Below are 21,877 nucleotides of genomic sequence, written 5' to 3' on the forward strand. Positions count from 1 at the left end.
CGTTGTGACGACCGACGGAATGGGGAAAGACGACCGACTTTGGACGAAATAACGCCTCAACGGGCAGAAACGAACATATCCCTCACCAACAACCAGTATATATAAATAATGTCATCGTATTCCATGGCGTATGCAGGGTGCTGACACGACACGACTCGACCGACGAACCCTCTTGAAGATCACGGGTGCCGCGGGGACGACGGGTCTGGCAGCGATGGGTGGCTGCCTCAGCGATCCGGGTAGCGACGACGAAACCAACGAGATCACGATCACGCTCTCGCAGTTCCCGGACACCATCGACCCGCTCGATCACATCACCGGGGACTACTTCGACGTGTACGATCACATCTACGAGCCGCTGTTCGACTTCGAACCCGGTGAGGGAATCTTCTCTCGCGTCGTCGAAGACTGGGAAGCCCAGGGCGACGGCTCGACCGAGCTCTCCCTCCGGGACGGCGTCGTCTTCCACAACGGCGACGATCTGACCGCGGAGGACGTCGCCTGGACGATCAATCGAACCGTCGATCCGGAGATGGGCGTTCCGAGCCCGATCGGAACCTACGGGCTGGGTTCGATCGAGGGTGCGAGCGCGATCGACGACACGACCGTCTCGGTCGAGTACTCCGCCGCACCCGGGCTCGCGGAGTTCGAGTTCGGGAACTACGCCAGAGCGATCGACAAGGAGTGGGCGATCGAGAACCACGACGCCGAAAACGACGCGATCTCCGGCTCCGATCCCGAGGACTTCAACGGGACGGGACCGTACGAGGTCGTCGACTTCACGTCCGGCGAGGAGATCGTCCTCGAGCGGTTCGACGACTACTGGGGCGACGAGCCACCGTTCGAGCGCGTGACGTTCAACGCGGACGGCGAATCCAGCGGCCGAGTGAACTCGCTCGAGACGGGAGAGACCGATCTCACGATCAACATCCTCCCGGAGGACGTCGATACGGTCCGGAGCGCCGACGGCGTCGAGATCAGACAGGTGACGAGCTTCCGGAACATCTTCTGTCCGATGAAGAACACGGTCGAGCCGTTCGACAGTCAGGAGTTCCGGCAGGCGATGAACTACGCCGTCGACAATCAGGAGATCGTCGACACGATCCTCAGCGGGTTCGGCGAACCGCGAGGCCAGCCCGTCGCGCCGGGGATCAACGGGTTCAACGACGACATCGAACCGTACGAACAGGACATCGGGATGGCCGAGAGCCTCGTCGAGGAGAGCGGCTACGGCGGCGTGGAGATCGAACTGACCGCGCCACAGGGGCGATACCTCAACGACGCCGACGTCGGCGAGACCGTCGCCGACCAGATCGATCAGCTCGAGAACGTCAGTTGCGAGTCGAACATCGTCGACTTCGGGGTCGTCTCGGACGCGAATCAGGCGGGGGTCGATCCCGACGGGTTCGAGATCCCGTTCTACATGATCGGGTGGGGGACCATCACCGGCGACACCGACTACGGTGTCCAGGGCTTCTTTACGATCCCGGATAACCCGAACCGGACGTTCGACGACGAAGAGCTCAGCGATGCGATCCTCGAGAGTCAGCAGATCGAGGACCCGGACGAGCGCCGACAGCAACTCGAGGAGGTCAATCAGATGGCTCACGAGAAGGCACCGTTCGTCTTCCTCCACACGCAGGAGAGCATCTACGGCGTCAGGGAGGACATCGAGTGGGAGCCGCGCGAGGACGAGACCGTCTACATCTGGGGCATGGAGACGTAACGGCGGACCACGCCCGAGAACGAAAGAGACGGTTCCGACCGTCCGATTCCATGATACGTCCACATGTCGATGGCTAAGTTTCTCACACGGCGGTTACTGCAGGGGATATTCGTCATCTGGGGAGTCGTAACGATCATGTTCGGACTCCGGGCGGTGGCGCCCGGCGATCCGGCGAACATGATGCTCGCGGAGGGTGCGACCCAGGAGCTGGTCGAACAGGTCAGACGCGAAGAGGGATTGAACGAGCCGGTCTACGTCCAGTACGTGGACTACGTACAGGGGCTGGTCACCGGTGACTTCGGGTACTCCTGGCAGTCGAACCGAGAAGTCGAGGCGATGGTCATCGAGCGCATCCCGGCGACGGTCGAACTGACGATCGCCGCGACGATCGTCGCACTCGTCATCGCGATCCCCCTGGGCGTGATTTCGGCGACGCGCCGGAACGAACCCGCCGACTACGGTGCCACGCTGTTCTCGCTGCTCGGCATCTCGACGCCGAACTTCTGGCTCGGGCTCATGCTGATCCTCGTGTTCGGCGTCTGGGCCGGTCTCTTGCCGACCGGTCGCCGGCCGGTCGGCTTCGGAGAGGCCGTGCTAACGCTCGTCCGGTACGGATCGGTCTACGATCTGCTCGTCTGGCTGAAACACATCGCACTCCCCGCGCTCACGCTCGGGACGTACTTCACGGCGCTCATCACCCGCCTCACCCGGAGCGGCATGGTCGACGAACTCGGCAAGCCCTACGTCACGGCGAGTCGGGCGAAGGGGCTCCCCTCGGTTCTCGTGCGGTACAAACACGTGCTGCGGAATACGATGATCCCGGTCATCACGGTCCTCGGGCTCCAGATGGGGACCCTGATGGGCGGTGCGGTCATCACGGAGACCGTGTTCAACTGGCCGGGTCTCGGACTCCGCCTCATCGACGCGCTCGGCACGCGAGACTGGCCGCTCATGCAGGGGATCGTGGTGTTCATCGCCGTCGCGTTCGTGACGATCAACATCGCCGTCGACGCCGTCTATAGCTATCTCGACCCACAGGTGAGCGAGGGATGATCTCGGACCGAATCAAATCGAACCTGGGACAGACGTTCAGGGAGAGCCTGCTGCCGAAGCTCGGCCTCCTGTTGCTGGCCTCGATCGTCTTCATGGCGGTGTTCGCACCGGTACTGGCCACCCACGATCCGACGCGGACAGGCTACTACGACGATCAGGGGGCGGAGTATCCGCCGCTGGGGCACGAATACACGACGTCGGTCTCAGACAGCGGCGATATCGCCGACGTGACGGTCGAGCCGACCACCGAACACGTACTCGGGACGAACAACGTCGGACAGGACGTCTACTCGCGGTTCCTCTACGGAGCTCGAGTCTCACTGCTCGTCGGCCTCCTCGGGACGGCGCTGGCGATGGCGATCGGCGTTCCGATCGGACTGACCGCGGGCTACTACGGCGGTCGCGTCGACGACGGGCTGATGCGTATCGCCGACACCATGCTCGCGTTCCCGGCGCTCGTACTCGCCCTGGCACTGATCGGCGTCTTCGGGGAGTCACCGGTCTACGTCCCCGACCCGATCGTGGCGCTCGGACTGGTCGAGGGGATGCCCGACTCGATTCCGATCCCGGGGACGGTCACGATCGTCGCCGGACTCGTCACCTGGGTCTGGTTCGCGCGCGTCGCCCGCGGCGAGGCGCTGTCGATCCGCAGCGAGGAGTACGTCAAGGCCGCGAAGAGCTTCGGGACGAGCGACAGGACGATCCTGATCAAACACGTGCTTCCGAACAGCCTCACGCCAATTATCGTCCTCGCGACGATTCAGGTCGCCGCCATCATCCTGCTCGAGGCCTCGCTGGCGTATCTCGGGTTCTCCGGGACGACGCTCTCGTGGGGCTACGAGATCGAGCGGGGACAGGACGTCCTGCGGACCCGACCGTGGGTCGCCATGGTGCCGGGGGTCGGGATCGTCTTGGCAGTGATCAGCGTCAATCTGCTCGGGGACTGGCTCCGCGACGCACTGGATCCGAACATCGAAGGAGAAGGCCGATGACAGGGAACATACTTCGCGTCTCCGACCTTTCGACGCGCTACTTCACGCAGGAGGGACAGGTAAACGCGGTCTCGTCACTCGATCTCGAGATCGAGCGCGGCGAGGTCTTCGGAATCGTCGGCGAGAGCGGCAGCGGGAAGAGCGTCACCGCCCGCTCGGTCATGGACCTGATCGAGCCGCCGGGCGAGATCACCGACGGCGAGATCCGCTACCGAAACGCCGACCTCGCCGGAGCGATCGCTGACGACCACCCGGACGCGGTCGACGGGGAGTTCGTGAAGCTGCTCGAGCTCCCCGATCGCGTCAGGCGATCGCTGCGGGGGACGTCGTTCAGCATGATCTTCCAGGACCCGGAGAGCAGTTTCAACCCGACGCTCACCGTCGGCGAACAGCTCGCAGAGGCCGTCGAGGTCCAGCGGCGGGCCAGCGCCACCCCGCGATCGACCCGTGCCAGAACCCAGTCCGAGGAGTACTCGCTGGGATCGCTGCTGCTCTCCAAACTACTCCCCTCGCGGGCGTACGTTAGCGAGGAGAGCCGCGAGCGGGCGATCGAACTGCTCGAGCTGGTCGGCATCCCGGATCCGGTCGAGCGAGTCGACGAGTACCCACACGAGTACTCCGGCGGGATGCTTCAGCGGGCGATGATCGCCCAGGCGCTGGCCGGCGAGCCGGACGTACTGATCGCCGACGAGCCGACGACGGCGCTCGACGTGACGATCCAGGCCCAGATTCTCGACTTGCTCGACGAGCTGCAGCGAGAGACCGAGATGACGATCCTGCTGATCACGCACAATCTCGGCGTCATCGCGCGCATGTGCGATCGAGTCGGCGTGATGTACGCCGGCGAGATCGTCGAGCGCGGGACCTTGGAGGACGTCTTCGACGAGCAGGTCCACCCCTATACCGAAGGGCTGCTCGGCTCGGTTCCCTCCCTCGAGGGGGGCGCGGCGCGACGTCGAGGGAACTCGGAGAGTTCCCGACCAGTGGAAGACGAAGTCTTCCAAGACGCCGCGGATAGTCGAGCGGCCGAGCCGCGAGACGACGCGGCCGGCCGGCTCCGGCCGATTCCGGGGAACGTCCCGAGCCTCCTCGATCACGAGATGGGCGACCGGTGTCACTTCGCCGATCGGTGCCCGAAAGCGATGGAGGACTGTCTCGAGCACCCGCCGGAGTATCCGGCCGACGGGAGTGATGACCACCGAGCGCGCTGTGTGCTCGCCGAAACGGAGTACGACGAGGACGCGGCGCTCCCGGACGGCTACTTCGACGAGGCGGAACGGCCGGCCGGAGACAAACACGCCGGGCCGGAGGAGCCCGAGACCGAGCCTCCCGAGGAGCGGTCACGGCCGCCGGCCGAGACCACCGGAGGTGAACACCAGTGAGCGCCGACGAGCCGCTCGTCCGCGTCGACGGCCTGCAGAAGTACTTCTGGGAGAACGACTCGCTGCTCGACCGCCTGCTGGGCGAGGATCCCGTCCCCGTCCGCGCCGTCGACGGCGTCAGCTTCGACATCTACGAGGGCGAGACCCTGGGGCTGGTCGGCGAGTCCGGCTGCGGGAAGTCGACGGCGGGGGAAACGCTGCTCCGCTTGCAGGACCCCACCGACGGTCGGGTCGAGTTCGACGGCGAAGCGGTCTACGACCTCAGCGGCGCCGCCCTCACCGATTTCCGCCGGAGCGCACAGGTCGTCTTTCAGGACCCCTTCTCGAGTCTCGATCCGCGGATGACGATCGGCGATATCGTCCGACAGCCCCTCGACGTCCACGAGGTCGGGACCGCGGACGAACGACGGGAGCGAGTCCGCGAGTTGCTCGAGCGCGTCGGGCTCTCGGCCGACCAGCTCGACCGCTACCCGCACGAGTTCTCCGGCGGCCAGCGCCAGCGGATCGGTATCGCGCGCGCGCTGGCCTTAGAGCCCGAGTTCGTCGTGCTCGACGAACCGACGTCGGCGCTGGACGTCTCCGTACAAGCACAGGTGCTGAACCTGCTCGACGACCTGCAGGCGGAGTTCGATCTCACGTACCTGCTGATCAGCCACGACCTCTCCGTGATCCGGCACGTCTGTGACCGCGTCGCCGTGATGTATCTCGGCGAGATCGTCGAGATCGGACCCGTCGGAGAGCTGTTCGAGGCGCCGAAACACCCCTACACGCGGGCCCTACTCGAGAGCGTGCCTCGGGCCTCGACCGAGGAGCGCGACCGCGATCGGGAGACGCTCGCCGGCGACGTGCCCTCGCCGCGGGATCCGCCGAGCGGCTGTCGGTTCCGGACCCGGTGTCCGCTGGTGATCCCGCCCGCGGACCTCGAGATCGAGCAGGCGACCTACCGCGAGCTCATGACGCTGCGCGAGCGGATCGAACGGCGCGACATTTCCCTCGAGTCCGTCGGCGACGGCGATCGGTTCGCGGTCGAGGACGGCGGCGTTCCGGAGGCCGACGTGCCGGCATTCGTCGCGGCGCTGCAGGACCGATTGCTCGACGTCGAACTGCCCGCGCGCCACGACGCGATCGTCGAGGACGCGCTCTCGGAACTGGCCGCTGGGAACTGGGAGGCGGCCGCAGCGCAGTTACGGACGGCCTACGAGAGCGTCTGCGAACGGAATCACCCCGGACTCGGTACCGGGGACCATCCGGTGGCCTGTCACTGCTACGGTGTGGCGAGCGATCGGACGGTCGATCCGGATTCGCTCTCGTGACGGCCACATACAGGATCTCGAAACAGTCCCGAAACGATCCATGAACGGCTTATTCGCCGAAATTACGGTTTTCCCGGCCCGTAGCGGGATCCTTCGAGATCGAGGTCGAATCGACCGGGTTGGAGACCCAATCTGTGTTGGCAGCAGGGGTAATACCACTGGGGGGCTTGGAAGAGATATGAACCAGACGAACGCCAGCCGGATGGAAGCGGCCTGTTCCCTCCTCGCCGAGTCCGAACGGCGGTTTCTGCTCTATCAACTCGCGGACGATCACACCGCGAACCTCGAGGACCTCGTCACGCAGGTCGCGGTTTGGGAGCTCGACGCCCGTCCGGAAACGATCGACAAGGACGTGAGACAGCGCGTCTACGTCTCGCTCGTCCACAACCACCTGCCGCGACTCGAGGACTACGATATCATCGAGTACGACCTGCGGAGCGGCGATATCGTGCTAGCGGAGGGATTCGACGACATCAAACCGCTGCTCGAGCAGTTCCGACAGACCGAGGAGAAACCCGAGATCCGCGAACGACCCCCGCTCTGAGCCGGCCGTCCGATCCGAAATCGGCCGCTGAATACTCTCCACATCCCGTCCTCTTCCGACGAGCGAGCCGCTGGCTCGCTCGACGCCGTATTCGGTCGAATCGAAACGCATAGGGGATCTCTATCGAGAGAGTCACTGTGAGCCGCTATCGAAACCTCGCGCTCTTCCTGACGCTCGCAACGCTGTGGGGATCCGCCTTCGTCGCGATCAGCGCCGGACTCTCCTACATCCCGCCGGTCCTGTTCGCAGCGTTGCGCTACGATATCGCCGGCCTCCTGATGCTCGGCTACGCGGTGTACGCCGTCGATAACTGGCTGCCTCGCGGCCGGGCGGAGTGGACGCAGGTCGCCGTCGGTGCCGTGCTCTTAATCGCGGCCTACCACGCCTTCCTGTTCATCGGACAGCAGAACACGACGGCCGCGGCGGCCGCGATCCTGGTGAGCCTCTCGCCCGTCCTGAGCACCGGGTTCGCGCGGCTGCTTGTCCCGTCGGACGCACTCTCGGTGGTCGGCGTCGTCGGCGTCGTCGTCGGCCTGCTCGGGGTCGGCGTCATCGTCCGCCCCGATCCGGCCAACCTCCTGGCCACCGACGCCGTGGCGAAGGGGCTCGTCTTCTGTGCCGCGACCGCGTTCGCCCTGGGCAGCGTCCTCACTCGCCGGCTCGACGCCTCGCTCCCGATCGAGACGATGGAGGCCTGGTCGATGCTCGGCGGTGCCGTCGTCATGCACCTCGTGAGCCTCGCGATCGGCGAGCCGTTCGAGCCGGCCGCGTGGACCCATCCCGAGGCGATCGGCGCGCTCGCGTACCTGTCGCTGGGCGCGAGTGCGGTCGGGTTCCTCATCTACTTCGACCTGCTCGAGCGGCTGGGCGCCGTCGAGATCAACATGGTCTCCTACGTCGCGCCGATCGTCACCGCGGTCGTCGGCTGGCTCTATCTCGGCGAAGTCGTCGACACTGCGACGCTCGCCGGGTTCGGCCTCATCGCCGTCGGCTTCCTCCTCGTCAAGCGGCGGGCGATCCGACGAGAGGTCGGCCACGTCCGGTCGCGCGGCTCGAGCGAGTGAGCCGCGCCGCTACCGGCGATGCGCGTGGCCGACGTAGAGGGCGACGAGGTTCCCGACGAGCAGGCCGATGAACAGACCGCCGTCGAGAGAGGACGAGAGGCCGGTCGCGAGCAGGGGGAGGTACAGAACCGGCATGGCGATCGCCGCCCAGAACCCCGCGGCACGAATCGGGGACGCGAGCCCCGGTGCCGCGCGCTCGAGCGCGCCGTGGTCGTCGTCGCGGCGGTCGCTCGGCGGGCTCGAATCGGCGGACCGCTGATCGGGGAGAGAGGGAGGGCTCGCCATCGAAATCACTGAGAGTACTTCCCTTGCCGGCGACGACGCAAATACCGGCCTCACCGTTTCGACCGATTCGGGCGAATTCAGCGGAATCGGACGGATTGAACGATCGGTTTCCTCCGAGAAAACGGTCGGTCGGCCCGCGAACCGCGACGGGACGGATCGCCGACGCGTTCGAACCGGCGTCCTCGTTCTCACATCTAACACGAAAACCGCCATCACTACCGTCGGACTCGGTGAATCACGCGCTGCTCGACTACTCGTTTCGGTCGTCGGTATCGGGTCCGCCGTCGGTTTCGATATCGAATCCGCCGGAGAAGTCGTCGGCCGAAGACTCGAGCACCACGGTCTCTCCGGCGGTCATGGAGTCGCCGATACCGACGGCCACGTCCTCGTGGTCGACCGCGGGCGGAAAGAGGAGGTCGACGCGGCTGCCGAAGGCGATGTGACCGATGCGGTCGCCGCGCGCGACCTCGTCGCCGCGCTCGGTGTAGGGGTGGATGCGGCGGGCGAACGCGCCAGCGATCAGCGTCACCTCGGCGTCCGAGTCGGGTTCGTCGGGGTGGGACGCGTTGACCGCATCGTCGGTGTCTGCGGTGGACGGAAGGTTCGACGAGTCGGTCTCGAGGCGGAGGTGAACGCGTTCGTTGCGGTCGGACTCCTTCGAGAACGCGGGTCGGTTCGCACCGGAGACGTGTTCGACGTCGGTGACGCGGCCGGCGAAGGGGGCGCGGACGACGTGGACGTGCCAGACGTTCATGAAGACGCCGAGCCGAACTCGGTCGCCCTCCTCGCGGAGGACGGAGACGGTACCGTCGGCCGGCGAGACGACGCCGGTCGGGGGCGGGGTGCGGTCGGGGTCGCGAAAGAAGGCGAGGGTGCCGGCACCGACCGCGAGGGCGACGAGGCTCGCGGTGACGCTAATGAAGATGGCGAACGGGGCAGCGAGCAGGGGAAGGATGGCGTACTTCCAGGCCCCCGGCGCGAAGTTCATAGCCGAATTGACGGGATCGAATCGTATGGCCGTTACGGAACGGTCGCTCGGAGCCGCTCGCGTATCGAACGGTCGCGCCGTCAGCGCGGAGTGCGGTCGGACGTCGACGGCACTCACTGACAATCGATCGTCATCGAGTGCGGTAATCGATCGCTGCACGGCCAGAGGGGGCTAGGCTGGGCGTACTGATCCGATAGCGATCGTCTTCCGCCGCCGACAGACATTTTCGCGACCGATCACCGATAGAGAAGGCAATTCAAATTGGGCGAACCGCCGTCCGAGCCGTCGACTCCGTCACTGCGAGGCGTCGGCCGGAATCGCGACGGTAAACGTCGCGCCCTCGCCGGGTTCGGAGTCGACTCGGATGCGACCGCCGTGGCGCTCGACGATGCGGCGACAGAGTGCGAGCCCGATGCCCGTCCCGTCGTACTCCTCGCGACTGTGGAGCCGCTGGAACACCCGGAAGACCCGATCCTGATCGTCGGGATCGATGCCGATTCCGTCGTCCGCGACCGATATCTCCCAGTTCCTGCCGTTGTGTCGGGCCTCGACGTGCACTCGCGGCGGCTCGTCCCCGCTGTACTCGATCGCGTTACTCAGGAGGTTCTGGAACAGCTGTCGGAGCTGTCGCGGGTCGCCCTGAATCTCGGGCAACGGCTCGGCGGTAATCTCGGCGTCGGTTCCCTCGATCATCACCTGTAGGTCGGTCAGGACGTCCTCGAGGACGGCGTCCAAGTCGACCGGTTCGAAGGGGTCGCCCTGCGAGTCGATCCGGGAGTACTCGAGCAGGCCGTCGATCATCTCGCGCATGCGTTCCGCGCCGTCGACGGCGTAGTCGATGAACTCCCGGCCGTCCGCGTCGAGGTCGTCGGCGTAGCGGCTCTCGATCAGTTGCAGGTAACTCGAGACCATCCGCAGGGGCTCTTGCAGGTCGTGGGAGGCGGCGTAGGCGAACTGCTCTAAGCGTTCGTTCGACGCCTCGAGATCGGCGACGGTCTCGTTGAGCCGGCGTTCGTACCGCTGGCGTTCGATCGCGGTCGCGAGGATCGTGGCGACGCTCTCGAGAAAGTCGATGTCGTGGTCGGCGAACTCCCGCCGGTCGGTGTCGTAGACGTCGAGGACGCCCCACGGATCGGTCGCCGGACCGATCGTGACGGTGATCCCGCTCCGGACGTCGCGATCGGCCGAAAGCGACGGTCCGTCGAACCGGCCGTCGGATTCGAAGTCCTCGATCACCACGGGGCCGTCGTCCGCCAGTGCGGCGGCCGCGATCGAATCCGCAGCGGACGTCGTCAGGTCGTCGACGTCGAGGCCGGTGTCGGCCCGGAGCCGGAGCACTTCGCCGTCGGGGCCCGCGTCGTGTTCGAAGACGGTCGCGTACGACGCGTCGAGCGCGGCCGCGACCAGTTCGGTCGCCTTCGCGAGCAGGTCGTCGGTATCGGCGCTCTCGAGGGCGTGCCGGCCGAGATACGAGACCGACTCGAGCTGGACGACCTTCTCGGACAGGGTGCGTTCGGCCTCCTTTCGGGGCGAGATGTCCCGGAAGAGGCCGACGAAATAGCGGTCGCCGTTGTACGTGAAGTCGTTGAGCGAGACGCCGAGGGGCACCTCGTGGCCGTCCGTGTGCTGGCCCGGCAATTCGACGTAGGTCCAGTTGATGTTCCGTTCGCCGGTCTCGAGGTAGCGCTGCAGCGCCGAGAGGTGGGTCTGGCGCAACCGTGGCGGGATGATCTTGACCTTACTCGAGCCGACGAGTTCGTCGGGATCGTAGCCGAGGATGCGTTCGACGGCGGGGTTGGCGTACTGGACGTCGCTGTTCGTATCGAGGACGATAATGCCGTCAGGGAGCGCGTCGGCGAGCGCCTCGAAGGTCCGCCCGTACGTGAGATCAGACTCGGATTTCACCGCTGACTGGGCCGTTCCCGTCCGGCGGCGGACGATACCGGTGAGAGCCGGCTGCTGGTCAGGTTCGGCTCCCCGCGGCCGTCGCTCGAGGTGGACGGTACAGGGGACGACGTCCGTCTTCGTTCGAATCGAAACCGGCACCGACGTCGGCGACGAATCGCCCTCGTCGAGGTCCGAAACGAGCGACTCGATCGTCGGTCCGTCGTCGAAAAGTGCATCGACCGATCGCTCGTCGAGTTCGGCTCGCGTGTAACCGGTCAACCGCGTGAATGCGTCGTTGACCGCATCGATCGTCCCCGTCGGCGTCGCTCGGAAGCACGCGACGTCCGCCGCCTCGAGCAGCGTCGCCATTCGGGTGGGAATCGAACCGGCGAGGGCTCCGTCCTCGGTCGCCGGCGGGTCATTTGACGGGCCGGATTCCATCGTCAGGGTTTGGCCAGTAGCGTAGATAAGGGCTGTGGAAGGAGTCACGTCCGATTTCTTTCAATTAGCGGCTCGACGGCCGGAATTTCAGGGTCGCCGGAATTCCGCGACCAGTGACGGGTGTGGTATCCGCGTCGTCAGTCCCAGAACGACTGGGTCCGCGCGTACTCTCGTTCTTTCGAGAGGATATCGCGGTAGAACTCGGCCTCGTCCTCGCGGAGCTTGTTGATGATCTGCGCGGCGTTGTGGGGACCGACCCCGCGGGCGGCCATGGCGATCACGGCCTGCTTCCCGTGACTCTGGACGAGACTCGCGGCACGGAACGCGCGTTCGGTCATCTGCCGTTGCTCCTCGTCTTTCTCTTGCGATCGGACCGCCTGCACGACCTCGTCGGCCCACGGATTCAGGGAGGCGATCCGGGTCGAGCCACACTCGGGGCACTCGGGTTGGTCAGGCACCCGCTTGACCTTCGTCTTCACCTTCCACTCCTTGCAGTGGGTACACAGCAGGATGACGCGGTCGTCCCGTATCCGCTCCTTGACCGTCTTGATGACGCTCGCGTCCGCATTTTCGGGCGCGAGCAGTTCCTTGCCGCCGGACGACCGACCGCCCAGTCCGATCGGTGTCCGCCCGCGGTGGGTCACCAGCTCGAGCTCGCCCGACTGGATCCCCTCGAGCACCCTGCTCGCGCGCTCGATATCGAGATCCTCGTGGAACACCTCTCGGATCGCCTCCTCGTACATCGGCGTGTCCTCGAGCGCCGAGAGTAACCGATCGTTCGAGATTCGACCGGAGCCCTGGTTCTGCCAGCGCTTGAGCGCGCCGAACTTCGCCGAGACCTGTGCGAGCCGGAACGCTAAGGCGTCGGAGCGCTTGAGCCCGAGTTCGACGATCGCCTCGACGTGGTCGGGGTCAGTCTCCTCGAGCACCTCGAGCACCTCGCTGGTCGCGATCGAGTTCGGCACCTCGAGTTCGATCCGGTAGGGATCGGTCTCGAGTCCGACGGACGAGCCCGCGCGCTGGCCCAGCAGCGCGGAGAGGATCCGGCCGAGCGTCTCATTAGCCGTGTGGCCGAACGGCGCGTTGAGCACGATCGTCCGCCCCTGTCGCTCGAGCACCAGTCGATCCGCCGTCGGCATCGGCGACTCGCTGTCGACCTGGGCCTCGAGTTGCTCGCAGGCCTCGGTCAGCGTGTACTCGTCGGCCGGGTAGCGATGGGCGAGTTCCCGACCGACCGCGGCGGCGTCGGCGCCGGCACTGAGCTGGGGCTCCGCGACGGCCCGAATCTCGCCGACCTCTCCCGCGACCGCGGCGGGGACGGGAATCTCCTGCCCGATCCAGGAGGGCACCTCGCCGGCGGGGTCCTCGATCGGGCTGACCTTGACGCGGGCCTCCTCGTCGTCGATCTCGGCGATCCGCCACATCTCGCCGCGCTGGATGAACACTTCGCCCGGCTGGGCGAAGTTGACGACGAACCGCTCGTCCAGGGTCCCGATCTGGCCCCCCGAGGCGATGTCGTGGACCTCGTAGGTCTCCTCGTCGGGGATCATCGAGAGGTTGGCGTAGACGTACTGCCAGGTGCCGCCGGTGGTCTCGATGCGGTCTTCGCCCTCGTCGAACCAGAGGATCCGGTTGCGGTCGAGTTCCCCGATGATTTCCCGGACCGTCGCCTCGGGCACGTTCCGGAACGGATAGGAGCGAGTGACCGTCTCGACGGCCTCGTCGACGTACGTATCACCGCGGCTCTGGACGATCGCCGGCAACTGGTTCGCGACCACGTCGAGGCTCCCCTCGTGGATCGCCGCCGGTTCGACCTCACCGTCGCGGGCCCGGCGCGCGATCGACAGCGCCTCGAAGGTGTCATCCGGTCGCGTCGTGACGATCGTCCCGCTCGAGACCTCGTCCTGGCGGTGGCCCGCGCGGCCGATCCGCTGGAGGAGTCGAGTGACCTGTCGCGGACTCTTGTACTGGATCACGTGGTCGACCTGTCCGACGTCGATCCCGAGCTCCATCGAAGAGGTACAGAGCAGGCCGTCGAGGTCGCCAGCCTTGAACCGGTCCTCGACGTCGATCCGGGCCTCCTTCGAGAGCGAGCCGTGGTGGACGCCGATCGGCAAGTCGAGTTCCTTGAACCGCGAGCCGAGCGCTTCGGCCGTCTGGCGCGTGTTGACGAAGATCAGGGTCGACTCGTTCGCCTCGACCAGATCGCGAATCAGTCGGACGTGACTCGCCGTGTCGGCTTCGGTCATGAGTTCGCCCGCCAACCGCTCGTCTTCCGCCGTGATTTCGGGCTCGCGGACCGTCACGTCGACGTTACTGCCGACGTCGATCTCCCGGATCTCGCAGGGGCGGCCGCCCGAGAGGAACTGGCCGACCTCCCCCGGGTCGCCGACGGTCGCCGAGAGGCCGATCCGCTGAAACCGTCCCGCGAGGTCGTGGAGCCGCTCGAGGCCGATCGCCAACTGCGCGCCCCGCTTCGAGGCCGCGAGCTCGTGGACCTCGTCGATCACGACGTGGGAGACGTCCGCCAGGGCCTCGCGCAGTCGCTCACCGGTGAGCATCGCCTGCACGGTCTCGGGCGTCGTGATCAACACGTCCGGCGGGTCTTCGGCCTGTTTCCCGCGCTGATACTGCGTTGTGTCGCCGTGGCGCACGTCGACCTCGAGGTCCAGATAGTCGCCCCACCACTCGAGGCGCTCGCGCATGTCGCGGTTCAAGGCCCGCAGCGGGGTGATATAGAGCGCGCCGAACCCCTCGGGCGGACCGTCCTCGGCGACCAAGTGGTCGAAGACGGGCAACATCGCCGTCTCGGTCTTGCCGCTCCCGGTGGGCGCGATCACGAGCGTGTTCTCGCCGGCCGACAGCGGCGGAATCGCCAGTCGCTGCGGTGCCGTCGGCCGCGAGAACCCGCGCTCCGAGAGCGCCCCGCGAACCGTCGCTCCGAGGTGCGTAAACGCCGCGACGTCCCCGTCAGTCATCGAAACGCGCTAGGAGCGAACGGCGGATAAGGGCCACGTTTCCGGTGAACTCGAGGGGGATCGCTCGAGTCGGCTCGCCGCGTTCGACGACCGCCGATTTCGGCGACAACCTCACTCCTCGGACTCGGCGTCGCCCTCGGAGTCCGCGTCGGTATCGACGTCGGCGTCGACAAGTTCGTCCGCGACGTCATCGTCGACCGCCATCTCGCCCGGTTCCGCCGGTTCGTCCTGAACGTCGGGCTCGGCGCGCTCGGCGATCTCCTCGTCCGAGCGATCCTCGTCGGTGTAGTCGGCGTTCGTCTCCGCCTCGTCGATCACGTCACCGGGGTGGCCCGTGTCGGCTTCGTCGACGTCGGTGTCGCCGTCCTCGTCCAGTCCCGTCACGTCGGAGTCGCCGCTGCCGCCCTCGTCCGTCTCCGTCGGCGACTCGACACCGGGTTCCTGTTCCGATTCTTCGCTTCGCGGTCCCTCGATAGATATCTGCGTGATATCGTCCGGGACGGTGCTACCGGCTCGATTCCGTATCGTATCGATCGAGCGATCGCCCGGGACGGCGTCGGCGGCTCGGCTCCGGAGTTCGTCGGGAACGACGCCTTCCATCTCGTCCCGCACCTCGTCGACCGACTGGACGGGTACGTCGTCCCGCGGCCCCAGTACTCGCAAGACGGCGTAGGTAAACGCGAGCAGGCCGACCGCGGTGAAGAGGTGTCTGACGAGCCGTCTTCCGCGTGAGGGGGCAGCCGTCGATCCCGATCCGGACGCCGCGTTCGATCGCTCGCGGGCGGGTGTTCGTAGTCGCATCACGACCCGTACGGGGCCGGTCGGCAAGTGGGTTCGGGGTGCGAAAGCCGGCACTGGTCGCGGCCCCGAGCCGGCGACTCGCGGTCAGGCCTCGAGGTGTTCGATCCGAGCGTAGCGGCCCGCTCGCCAGCCGGCGACGATCGCGACGACCGTGCCGACGACGAGCGCGAGCGCGAAGCCGCCGAGATAGACCTCGAGCGGCGTCTGCAGGAGGTTCTCGAAGCCGAGCACCGAGGCCGAGAACCGGTTCAGCCCGAGCACGGCCAGCGGCGTCGCCGCGAGGCCGGCGATCCCACCGACCAGACCGATGACGAGCCCCTGTGCGCCGATCGTGCCGGCGAGGACGCGCCGGGACAGCCCGATCGCCCGGAGCGCCGCGAGCTGTTCGCGCTGCTGGTGGGCCACGAGCGCGAACAGGTTCGCCGTCAGGACGACGCCGCCGACGACGGCGAGACCGACCAGCGTCGCGCCGCTCGCGAGGACGATCGTCCGCTCTTCGATCATCGACTCGACCTGTTCGTCGCTGGTTCGCACGTCGTACTCGGGGTACTCCTCGCTGAGGTCGCTCGCGACGGCGTCTCGGTCGGCGTCGTCCGCCACGTCCGCGGTGATGAACGTCGCCCGGTCGGTCCCCGACGTGCCGGCGACCGCTTGTAAGTCACCCAGCGGCATCGTCACCGTCGGCGAGCTCAGATACTGGGAGTAGTAGTCCGCGGTCCCGACGACGGTGAACTCGTGGGCCTCGGCCGTCTGCCTGCTCGTCCCGACGTAGATCGTGTCGCCGACGGAGACGTTCAGCGCGTCGGCGACGCGCGGGTCGATCACGATCTCGTTGGTCGTCGGCTCCTCGGGCGGGGGACTCGCGGCGGCCTCCTCGTCGACCGCGAACCCGCTCCCCGATCGGAAGTCGAACCCCTCGTGGGTCTGCTGGACGCCGACCGCGGGCCGGCGCTCCAGCTCCGAGGCGTTCGTTCCGATGTAGATGTCGTACATCGCGATCGGAGAGGCGGTCCGGACGTCGTCACGGGCGGTCATTTCGGCGGCCATCCCGTGGGAACCCACGATCGGGTTCTCGGTCCCGCTCGCGGCCGGATCGACCGGATCGCTCGTGACCCAGATGTCACGATTGGCTCGGTCCAGCCCCTCCTCTCCCTTCTCGACGACGCCGACGCCGAGGCTCGCCAGCACCGTCACCGAGAGCACGGCCAGCGCGACCGCGAGGACGGTCAGAACCGTTCGACCGGGCGACCGCCGGAGCTGTGCGACCGCGAGTCCGACGACGGCGCGAGTTCTGACGATCGCTCGTCCCAGCATTATCGGCCCACCTCCTCGAGGACGGACGTTCGCGCGGCCACGGCAAGCGGGTAGGGAACTGCGACCAGCCCCGCGACGAGCGCGACGACGATCGCGTACGGGACGAACGCCGGGTGGAAGTGGGCGACCGCGCCCGGTGCGACCGTCGCACCGGCGACGGCGTTGACGGCGACGATCCCGGCCATTCCGAGGCCGATACCGACGATCGATCCCACCAGCGTCGTGATCCCCGTCGACACCGCGACGACGGCGAGCCGGCTGTGTGTCGGGAAGCCGACCGACTCGAGGACGGCGAGAGTGCGACGGTCCTCGTCGACGGTCATCCCCATGGTCGTCGCGACGAACGACGCACAGATGGTCACGCCGACCAGCAGCGCGATCACGCTCGTCGCGAACGCCAGGCCGTCCTCGAACAGCGTCGACGGATCGGTGCCGCCGGCCACCTCGACCGCCGCGGCGGGGTAAGCGTCGACGGCGGCCGACTGCGCCGCCTCGGACTCGCCCCATATCAGCAGCCGATCGGCGAGTTCGCCGTTGTCGGCGCCCGAGAACGACTGGAGTTCGCTCAAGTGAACCAGCGCGATCGGCGCACCGTTACCGCCCGCCCCTCCGTCCGCGACGGCCGCCACCGTCACCGAGGGGGTCGCCTCGCCGGCCCGTTCCGTGCCGCCCATCGAGACGGAGAGTTCGTCGCCCTCGGTGGCATCGAGTCGCTCCGCGGCGGTCGGCGAGAGGACGAGCTCCCCGTTTCGCGGCCCGTCGTAGCTCCCGTTCGCGTAGTGTGAGTCGCCAGACTCCAGTTCCGTCGTCGGCAGTCCCGCGACGGTCCGCGACTCCTCGTCCGGCACGACACCGATCAGCCGGACGGTCCGGGGATCGCCGTCCGTCGACTCGAGTCGCGCCGTCTCGACTAACACCGGCGAGGCGTGCTCGACGCTGTCCCGCGACCGGATCGTCGCGGCCCGCTCGTTGGTCTCGCCGAGCCGCGGCCCCTCGACGCCGTCGACGGACGACAGCGTCCCGCTCTCCTCGGGCGTGACCCGGACGTCCGCGTCGTCCTCGGTCGCCGCGCCGCCGTCGGCGAGCGCCAGCGCGACGCCGGTCACGACGACCAGGAGCGCGATCGTCAGCGCGACGGCGGCGACCGTCGACGCGATCCGGCCCGTCGTCGTTCGCGTCGCGCGTCGCCACCACCTCGAGAGGGTCAGCCCGACGACCCCTCGCCAGCGCGTCCGACGCCGCGAATCGGCGTCCGCGGGCAGGTCGTCGGCCTCATCGGACATCGTCCACCCGTCCGTCACACAGCGTGACGACCCGGTCCGCGACGTCGAGCGTGGCCTCGTCGTGCGAGGCGACGACCACCGCTCGATCGCGTCCGACGTCGGTCAGTACCTCGAGCACGTCCCGCCCCGTCGCCGTGTCGAGTTCACCCGTCGGCTCGTCGGCGACGATCACGTCCGGGTCCGTCGACAGCGCCCGCGCAATCGCGACGCGCTGGCGCTCGCCGCCGCTGAGCTCGCCGGGCAGGTGCGTCGCCCGGTCGCCCAGCCCGACCGCCTCGAGCAACTCTGTCGCGCGGTCTCGGCGGGCGGCCCGCGGAACGCCCGACTGGACGAGCGGCAGCGCAACATTTGCGCGAGCGGAGAGCGACGGGAGGAGGTGGAAGCGCTGGAAGACGATGCCGATATGGCGTCGCCGCATCCGCGTTCGCTCCGCGTCGGACAGCGCCGCGAGGTCGGTTCCCCGGAGTTCGACGCTGCCCGCCGTCGGGACCAACAGCCCCGCGACCGCGTGTAATACCGTCGACTTCCCGCTCCCGCTCGGCCCCTCGAGGCCGACGATCGTCCCCGTCGGGACGTCGATGGAGACGTCCCGAAGCGCGGTCACCGTCCGCTCGTCCCCCGAGCGGAACCGCCCGCCCGTCGACCCGTACTCGTGGGTGACTCCCTCGAGGCGAACGGCCGTCGCCGATTCGCGTTCGTCCGCCCGATCCCTCACTGACGATCGCGAACCGTGTACTGATTGGTTGGACATTCGCAGCGGTCTCACTCCCAGCGGACGGCCCACCGACTCATTGTTTCGACCCGGTTACCCCTGTCAGACGGGCGTTACACGCCGTTCCGCGGGCCGTACAGGGACGCCGGTGGCACCGCGACGTTCGACTCAGTGTCTGTCCCGTCCGTCGGGCGGCGGTCGGCTGTTCGAGGTCCGTTCGACGGAGTAGGGACGGGTTGTCCTCGATCGGGCCCTGAAAGGTGCCCGTACAGGTTAGTATTCGGGTACGTTTGCGCGTCCTGTATTCGCGTTGAAAGGCTGTCCTCGCCGTCTCGAGTTCGAATGGTAACGGCCCGACCACTCACAGGTGATCGGTGACTAGGGGATTCAGGTGGCACCTCGAGTCCGTCGGAGAACAGATTCGCCCGCTCCGATTCGAACGGGACGAGACGTTCCCGTTTCACCGCGCACGACTTCCGAGTCCTCGTTCGCTCCGAGGACGGAGACGAGTCACTCTCCGATTCCCATCGAACCGGCTGGAAAACGAGTCCGCCTGCCACGATTTGAACACTGTAAGACGTGCTCGCTTCGCTCGCAGTGTTGGTCGTCGAAAAAGTCCGCCCTCCCCGATTTGAACGGGGGGCAAGTCGATCTACAGTCGACTGCTCTACCAGTCTGAGCTAAGGGCGGGCGCACTCAAACGTAGCCGCCGTGGTGCACATAAGGGTTATTATTCGAGGCGAGTCGTACGTGTCAGGAGACACGAACGGCAGCATGATTGATATAGCAGGCGTGATAACATAGAGGCAACTCGCTCATGAGCAAGATCACGTTCCGCGCCGACGACGACCTCGTCGAGCAACTCGAGGACTTGGAGATCTCCAAGAGCGAAGCGATGCGAGAGGCGCTGCGCTCGTATCTCGAGGGCGACGGGACCGCGCGGAGCGGCGGTGATCGGTCGGATCAGGGCGGCGGCGAGGAGGGTGCCATCGACGAACTGGTTCGGAAACGGGTCGACGAGCGACTCGAAACGCGATTGCGGGAACTCGGCCTCGATCGCGGGAGCTCGCGCGAACCGGCGGCCGACTCCCAGGACGTCAACGTCTCCATCTCGCTCGAGGGGGCGACGCGGTCCGACGAACGGGTTCGTGACGGACGAGTGCAGCTCGACGACGGGCGCACGCGTGAGACGACGCCGAGTCGGCCGACCGACGATACTGAGCCGACGCAGGCGCGCGGGCCGTCGGACACGCCGCCCGGCGACGGTGGCGTCCAGTGCAACCAGTGTGGCGACGAACTCGACGGCGATCACGTCTACTGTCCCAACTGCGGCGAAAAAGCATCGCGGCGGCTGTTCTGTGACTGCGGCGACGAGGTCCGGTCGGATTGGTCGTTCTGTCCCGGCTGCGGTCGTCGGACACCGGCGGCGGACGTCCTCGAGTCGGACAGTCACCAGTACTGATCAGTGTAAGACACTGAAAGTCCTGACCGACGAAAGTTTTATTATTCAGGCCGGACTTCCCATTATTCGCGTAAGACGGACTGTCTTACACTCATCGAAAAGACGGAAAATCGCCCGATGTCGGGCGGTTCCGTCGTAAGACACGCCGCGTCTGACAGGGGCGCGCCACCGTCTTACCCAACGGGGAATACAAACCATGGAGCGTGTGACACTGCGAATCCCGAAACAGCAGATCGAGGAAGTAGAACAATTAGTCGACTCGGGCGAATTCCCGAACCGAAGCGAGGCGATCCGATCGGCCGTCCGCGAGATGATCAACGAGCAACAGGACGGACCCAGTGAACAGTCCGGCAAGCGCAACTGGGCCAAGGTGTAACGATGCAGGATATCGTACAGGACGCCCTCGAGAACGCGGAGGAAGAGGCCCGCGATATGGACGCCTCGATGGACGACGACGAGTTCGGGGAGCCCCGAATCGTGATCGTTGGTGCGGGCGGTGCCGGTAACAACACCATCAACCGGCTGTACAACATTGGCGTCGACGGTGCAGACACCGTGGCGATCAACACGGACAAACAGCACCTCAAGATGATCGAGGCCGACACGAAGATCCTCGTCGGCAAATCGCTGACGAATGGACTCGGTGCCGGTGGCGATCCGTCGATGGGTGAGCGTGCGACCGAGATGGCCCAGGGCACGATCAAGGAAGTGCTGGGCGACGCGGACCTCGTCTTCGTGACCGCCGGCATGGGCGGTGGCACCGGCACGGGTGCCGCCCCCGTCGTCTCGAAGATCGCCAAAGAGCAGGGTGCGATCGTCGTCGGGATGGTCTCGACGCCGTTCAACGTCGAGCGCGCCCGCACGGTGAAAGCCGAGGAAGGGCTCGAGAAGTTGCGCGAGCAGGCCGACTCGATCATCGTACTGGACAACAACCGACTGCTCGATTACGTCCCGAACCTGCCGATCGGCAAGGCGTTCTCGGTGATGGACCAGATCATCGCCGAGACTGTCAAGGGCATCTCGGAGACGATCACCCAGCCGTCCCTGATCAATCTGGACTACGCGGACATGTCCACGATTATGAACCAGGGCGGCGTCGCGGTGATGCTCGTCGGCGAGACCCAAGACAAGAACAAGACCGACGAGGTCGTCAAGGACGCGATGAACCATCCGCTGCTCGACGTCGACTACCGCGGTGCGTCGGGCGGACTCGTCCACATCACCGGCGGCCCCGACCTCACGCTGAAAGAGGCCGAGGGGATCGCCGACAACATCACCGAGCGCCTCGAGGCCAGTGCGAACGTCATCTGGGGCGCCCGTATTCAGGAGGAGTACAAGGGCAAGGTGCGGGTCATGGCGATCATGACCGGCGTCCAGAGCGCCCAGGTGCTCGGCCCGACGACTCAGAAGCAGGCCGACAAGTCCCGCCAAAGCATCGAGGGCGTGACCGAGGCCGACTTCGACGCGAGCAAGAACGTCGACACCGGCGGCCCCGAGTTCGGCGCGCAGAGCGACGGCGGTCGCGACGAGGTCGACCGACAGAACGGCGTCGACGTCATCCGGTAATCGCGACGGGACCGGCGCGATACACACTTGACACACCACCGTCGCGCCGGTCACCGTTCGGTTTCGTCGGTCGCATTTTCTCACGG

Annotated in this window: 18 protein-coding genes and 1 tRNA gene; 10 read left to right on the forward strand and 9 right to left on the reverse strand. The window is 66.7% G+C overall.

Annotated features, from left to right (window positions below; all coding sequences use genetic code 11):
- Positions 1-130 precede the first annotated feature (130 nt).
- From LDH66_RS06740 to LDH66_RS06770, 7 genes are all read left to right on the forward strand, one after another.
- Entirely contained in the window at positions 131-1,726 is a 1,596-nt protein-coding gene (locus LDH66_RS06740; RefSeq protein WP_226480290.1) for an ABC transporter substrate-binding protein, read from the forward strand.
- A gap of 63 nt (positions 1,727-1,789) precedes the next feature.
- The gene (locus tag LDH66_RS06745; RefSeq protein WP_226480291.1) at positions 1,790-2,779 is read left to right on the forward strand and encodes an ABC transporter permease; all 990 of its coding nucleotides are present in this window, start codon (positions 1,790-1,792) and stop codon (positions 2,777-2,779) included.
- A complete protein-coding gene (locus LDH66_RS06750; RefSeq protein ID WP_226480292.1) occupies positions 2,776-3,771 on the forward strand; it encodes an ABC transporter permease in 996 nt (331 codons plus the stop codon). Before LDH66_RS06745 ends, LDH66_RS06750 begins: the two co-directional genes overlap by 4 nt.
- Complete coding sequence (locus LDH66_RS06755; RefSeq protein WP_226480293.1) at positions 3,768-5,153, forward strand: ABC transporter ATP-binding protein; 1,386 nt, start codon at positions 3,768-3,770, stop codon at positions 5,151-5,153. The genes LDH66_RS06750 and LDH66_RS06755 overlap by 4 nt, the downstream gene beginning before the upstream one ends.
- A complete protein-coding gene (locus LDH66_RS06760) occupies positions 5,150-6,466 on the forward strand; it encodes an ABC transporter ATP-binding protein (protein WP_226480294.1) in 1,317 nt (438 codons plus the stop codon). The genes LDH66_RS06755 and LDH66_RS06760 overlap by 4 nt, the downstream gene beginning before the upstream one ends.
- A 178-nt stretch (positions 6,467-6,644) precedes the next feature.
- A complete protein-coding gene (locus tag LDH66_RS06765) occupies positions 6,645-7,010 on the forward strand; it encodes a DUF7344 domain-containing protein (protein WP_226480295.1) in 366 nt (121 codons plus the stop codon).
- Positions 7,011-7,147: 137 nt separating this feature from the next.
- On the forward strand, positions 7,148-8,074 hold the full coding sequence (locus tag LDH66_RS06770) for a DMT family transporter (RefSeq protein ID WP_226480296.1): 927 nt from the start codon (positions 7,148-7,150) through the stop codon (positions 8,072-8,074).
- Positions 8,075-8,083: 9 nt separating this feature from the next.
- On the opposite strand, the gene LDH66_RS06775 is transcribed toward LDH66_RS06770, so the two are convergent.
- The 9 genes from LDH66_RS06775 to LDH66_RS06815 form a co-directional block, all read right to left on the reverse strand.
- Positions 8,084-8,359, reverse strand: coding sequence for a DUF8028 family protein (locus LDH66_RS06775; protein WP_226480297.1), 276 nt, complete (start codon positions 8,357-8,359; stop codon positions 8,084-8,086).
- Between the two features lie 250 nt (positions 8,360-8,609).
- Complete coding sequence (locus LDH66_RS06780) at positions 8,610-9,347, reverse strand: protein sorting system archaetidylserine decarboxylase (protein WP_226480298.1); 738 nt, start codon at positions 9,345-9,347, stop codon at positions 8,610-8,612.
- Positions 9,348-9,641: 294 nt separating this feature from the next.
- On the reverse strand, positions 9,642-11,675 hold the full coding sequence (locus LDH66_RS06785; RefSeq protein WP_226480299.1) for a PAS domain-containing sensor histidine kinase: 2,034 nt from the start codon (positions 11,673-11,675) through the stop codon (positions 9,642-9,644).
- A 137-nt stretch (positions 11,676-11,812) separates the two neighbouring features.
- On the reverse strand, positions 11,813-14,653 hold the full coding sequence (locus tag LDH66_RS06790; RefSeq protein ID WP_226480300.1) for a DEAD/DEAH box helicase: 2,841 nt from the start codon (positions 14,651-14,653) through the stop codon (positions 11,813-11,815).
- A 111-nt stretch (positions 14,654-14,764) separates the two neighbouring features.
- Entirely contained in the window at positions 14,765-15,454 is a 690-nt protein-coding gene (locus tag LDH66_RS06795) for an ICP22 family protein (RefSeq protein ID WP_226480301.1), read from the reverse strand.
- An 84-nt stretch (positions 15,455-15,538) separates the two neighbouring features.
- Complete coding sequence (locus LDH66_RS06800; protein ID WP_226480302.1) at positions 15,539-16,768, reverse strand: ABC transporter permease; 1,230 nt, start codon at positions 16,766-16,768, stop codon at positions 15,539-15,541.
- Entirely contained in the window at positions 16,768-18,051 is a 1,284-nt protein-coding gene (locus LDH66_RS06805) for an ABC transporter permease (protein ID WP_226480303.1), read from the reverse strand. Before LDH66_RS06805 ends, LDH66_RS06800 begins: the two co-directional genes overlap by 1 nt.
- Positions 18,041-18,802 (reverse strand): ABC transporter ATP-binding protein, encoded by a 762-nt coding sequence (locus LDH66_RS06810; RefSeq protein WP_226480304.1) that lies wholly within the window; start codon positions 18,800-18,802, stop codon positions 18,041-18,043. Before LDH66_RS06810 ends, LDH66_RS06805 begins: the two co-directional genes overlap by 11 nt.
- 577 nt (positions 18,803-19,379) lie before the next feature.
- A tRNA-Tyr gene (locus tag LDH66_RS06815) sits at positions 19,380-19,453 on the reverse strand.
- A 127-nt stretch (positions 19,454-19,580) separates the two neighbouring features.
- On the opposite strand from LDH66_RS06815, the gene LDH66_RS06820 reads away from it, so the two are divergent.
- The 3 genes from LDH66_RS06820 to ftsZ all read left to right on the forward strand — a co-directional run bounded on the left by LDH66_RS06820 (position 19,581) and on the right by ftsZ (position 21,791).
- Positions 19,581-20,225: a double zinc ribbon domain-containing protein gene (locus tag LDH66_RS06820; RefSeq protein ID WP_226480305.1), complete on the forward strand. Its 645-nt coding sequence runs from the start codon at positions 19,581-19,583 to the stop codon at positions 20,223-20,225.
- 196 nt (positions 20,226-20,421) lie between these two features.
- Positions 20,422-20,601, forward strand: a complete 180-nt coding sequence (locus tag LDH66_RS06825) for a ribbon-helix-helix domain-containing protein (protein ID WP_006185704.1) — start codon at positions 20,422-20,424, stop codon at positions 20,599-20,601.
- Positions 20,602-20,603: 2 nt separating this feature from the next.
- Positions 20,604-21,791, forward strand: coding sequence for a cell division protein FtsZ (gene ftsZ / locus LDH66_RS06830; protein WP_226480306.1), 1,188 nt, complete (start codon positions 20,604-20,606; stop codon positions 21,789-21,791).
- Positions 21,792-21,877 lie beyond the last annotated feature (86 nt).

Origin of the sequence: Natrinema amylolyticum (genome assembly GCF_020515625.1) — an archaeon.
Taxonomy (GTDB): Archaea; Halobacteriota; Halobacteria; order Halobacteriales; family Natrialbaceae; genus Natrinema; species Natrinema amylolyticum.

Excerpts from the sequence above, each read along its gene's own strand:
- LDH66_RS06740 (WP_226480290.1), top strand. The coding sequence starts at position 131 with ATGCAGGGTGCTGACACGACACGACTCGACCGACGAACCCTCTTGAAG.
- LDH66_RS06745 (WP_226480291.1), top strand. The coding sequence starts at position 1,790 with ATGTCGATGGCTAAGTTTCTCACACGGCGGTTACTGCAGGGGATATTC.
- LDH66_RS06750 (WP_226480292.1), top strand. The coding sequence starts at position 2,776 with ATGATCTCGGACCGAATCAAATCGAACCTGGGACAGACGTTCAGGGAG.
- LDH66_RS06755 (WP_226480293.1), top strand. The coding sequence starts at position 3,768 with ATGACAGGGAACATACTTCGCGTCTCCGACCTTTCGACGCGCTACTTC.
- LDH66_RS06765 (WP_226480295.1), top strand. The coding sequence starts at position 6,645 with ATGAACCAGACGAACGCCAGCCGGATGGAAGCGGCCTGTTCCCTCCTC.
- LDH66_RS06775 (WP_226480297.1), bottom strand. The coding sequence starts at position 8,359 with ATGGCGAGCCCTCCCTCTCTCCCCGATCAGCGGTCCGCCGATTCGAGC.
- LDH66_RS06780 (WP_226480298.1), bottom strand. The coding sequence starts at position 9,347 with ATGAACTTCGCGCCGGGGGCCTGGAAGTACGCCATCCTTCCCCTGCTC.
- LDH66_RS06785 (WP_226480299.1), bottom strand. The coding sequence starts at position 11,675 with ATGGAATCCGGCCCGTCAAATGACCCGCCGGCGACCGAGGACGGAGCC.
- LDH66_RS06790 (WP_226480300.1), bottom strand. The coding sequence starts at position 14,653 with ATGACTGACGGGGACGTCGCGGCGTTTACGCACCTCGGAGCGACGGTT.
- LDH66_RS06795 (WP_226480301.1), bottom strand. The coding sequence starts at position 15,454 with ATGCGACTACGAACACCCGCCCGCGAGCGATCGAACGCGGCGTCCGGA.
- LDH66_RS06800 (WP_226480302.1), bottom strand. The coding sequence starts at position 16,768 with ATGCTGGGACGAGCGATCGTCAGAACTCGCGCCGTCGTCGGACTCGCG.
- LDH66_RS06805 (WP_226480303.1), bottom strand. The coding sequence starts at position 18,051 with ATGTCCGATGAGGCCGACGACCTGCCCGCGGACGCCGATTCGCGGCGT.
- LDH66_RS06810 (WP_226480304.1), bottom strand. The coding sequence starts at position 18,802 with ATGTCCAACCAATCAGTACACGGTTCGCGATCGTCAGTGAGGGATCGG.
- LDH66_RS06820 (WP_226480305.1), top strand. The coding sequence starts at position 19,581 with ATGAGCAAGATCACGTTCCGCGCCGACGACGACCTCGTCGAGCAACTC.
- LDH66_RS06825 (WP_006185704.1), top strand. The coding sequence starts at position 20,422 with ATGGAGCGTGTGACACTGCGAATCCCGAAACAGCAGATCGAGGAAGTA.
- ftsZ (WP_226480306.1), top strand. The coding sequence starts at position 20,604 with ATGCAGGATATCGTACAGGACGCCCTCGAGAACGCGGAGGAAGAGGCC.